Source organism: Acidovorax sp. KPB24-07 (assembly GCF_057543315.1).
Genome location: NZ_BAAJYS010000511.1, coordinates 1 through 2,006, shown reverse-complemented (window position 1 = coordinate 2,006; position 2,006 = coordinate 1). Strand labels below are relative to the sequence as shown.

Here is a 2,006-nt window from a genome sequence, read left to right as displayed (position 1 = left end):
CGGCCCGGGCGCGCCGCCTGGAGCCGCCGCCCGCCGTGTGGGAGCGCGACCCGCCCATCCGCGTGCGCCAGCGCATTCCTACCGCCTGGATCGAACTGGTCATCCGGGAAGGCCGCAACCGCCAGGTGCGGCGCATGACCGCGGCGGTCGGCCTGCCCACCTTGCGGCTGATCCGCGCCGCCATCGGGCCTTATTCGCTGGACGGGCTGGCGCCGGGGACCTGGCAGGCGGCGACGGTGCCCGCAGAGCCTGGGGGATAGCGCATAAATCGCTACTTAATTGATAGCAATATGCCTTAGATTTCATTGTGCTGGCGGCCTTTTTGCCGAATATTCGAGCCGCTGGCGCTTCGGGCCGGGCAGGCGCAGCACAATCGCTCCCCCAAAAGGAATGGAACCGTGAACGCCGCTGATCTTTCGCTCGAACCCGTGGAGACGCCCGAGGCCGTCCGCGCCGCTGCCGCGCGCGTGTGCCCGCGCTGCAGCCACACCCGGCAGGGCACCGATACCGCACCGGCCTGGCAATGCCCCCGGTGCGAGGTGGCCTACGACAAGGTGCTTCCCACCAGCGTGGCGGCGCGGCAAAAGCCCGAGGGCGCCCGCGCCCGGCCGGCCGCCGCCCCCGGCGACAAGCCCTGGACCCTGATCGTCCTGGCGGGTGGCGTGGTGGTGCTGATGGCGCTGATGGGCTGGAAGTGGAACCACAACAAGGCCCAGGCCGCCGAACGCATCGCCCGCGCCGAAAGCGATGCGCGCGCCCTGCAGATCGCGGCGCAGCGGGAAGGCATGGAACAACTGGCCCGGCTCGGTGCGGCCGAGACCCAATGGCGCCGCGGCCAGGGCCTGGACGTTCTGCCCACCGTGCGGGCCATGGCCCAGCAAGGGCACCTGCGGGCCATGGTGCTGCTGTCGGCCATGCTGGACGAGGGCAACGGCATCCCCAGGGACCATGCCGAGTCCATGCAGTGGCTGACCCGGGCCGCCCACCAGGGCTCCAGCCTGGCGGCGGTGCGGCTGGGCGCCATCTACCAGGAGGGCCGCGGCGGAGAACCCCGCCAGATGTCGCTGACCGAGAACTGGTACCTGCGCGCGGCGCGCCAGGGCGATGCGGCTGGGCTGTACCGGCTGGGCGATCTCTATGCCAACGGCGCGGCCACCCTGGCCCAGCGGCCCGTTGCCGCCTACATGCTGCTGGAACTGGCCGACCGCCTGGGCCGCGGCAACCCGGAAGACCCGCTCACCCTGCCCCGCTACGGGGCCGTGCACCTTCAGCTGCTGGCCCGCAGGATGGGTCCGGTCGATATCGCCGAAGCGCGGCGGCGCGCCGATGCGTGGAAGCCCGGGCAGCCGCTGGACCTGTGACTGGACGCGCGCGGGCCCCAAGGCCCGGCGCCGCCGCCCCACCGTCGCTGCCCCGCCAGCCGTTCAACGGCGGCGCCACCACAGCATCAGGCCGAGAAACACGGCCCCGGTGAGAAGGGGCATCCACGGCATGAGCCGTTCCACCGGGTTGGACGAGCGCATGCCCGACCACACCTCCAGCCGCACCCGGTCCATGCGCAGGTTGCTCACCCCTGCGAACTCCAGCACCGGCGGGACCGTGCGGTCTTCCTTAAAGCTCAAGGGCGCCGCGGCGCCGGCCATCTCCACGACCTGGCCGGCGCGCACGCCCCGCGCGGCGACCTGGGGCACGGCACCCACGCGCGATGCGCCATGGATGGACCAGCCCGCCATCCAGCGCGCGCTGGCATCCCAGTCGGCCAGCGCCACGCCCGAGACCCGCACCACCAGCGTGTAGGGGTTGCCGCTGCGGGGCAGCGCCATCTCCTCGCCCGTCCAGGCCTGGGTCTGGGGCGGTGCGCCTGCGGAGCGGTCCGCATCGGCGGTGTCTTTCCGGTCCTGGAACAGCGCGAACTTCGCCAGCGCTTCGGCCGGCAGTTCCTGGGTTTGCACCAGGCGCTGGCCCCAGGGCTCGGGTGCGCCGCTGGCCTGGGCGGGCAGCACGCC

3 protein-coding genes are annotated in these 2,006 nt (G+C 72.6%); 2 read left to right on the top strand and 1 reads right to left on the bottom strand.

Features of this window, described 5'->3' with window-relative positions:
- Together AC27IQ_RS23255 and AC27IQ_RS23250 are read left to right on the top strand one after the other, a co-directional pair.
- A partial coding sequence (locus AC27IQ_RS23255; RefSeq protein ID WP_487090963.1) for a pseudouridine synthase family protein occupies nt 1-260 on the top strand: 260 nt, incomplete at its 5' end.
- A 138-nt stretch (nt 261-398) separates the two neighbouring features.
- Complete coding sequence (locus AC27IQ_RS23250) at nt 399-1,361, top strand: tetratricopeptide repeat protein (protein ID WP_487090962.1); 963 nt, start codon at nt 399-401, stop codon at nt 1,359-1,361.
- A 63-nt stretch (nt 1,362-1,424) separates the two neighbouring features.
- Here the strand turns inward: AC27IQ_RS23250 and AC27IQ_RS23245 are convergent.
- On the bottom strand, nt 1,425-2,006 hold a 582-nt coding region (locus AC27IQ_RS23245; protein WP_487090961.1), incomplete at its 5' end, for a hypothetical protein.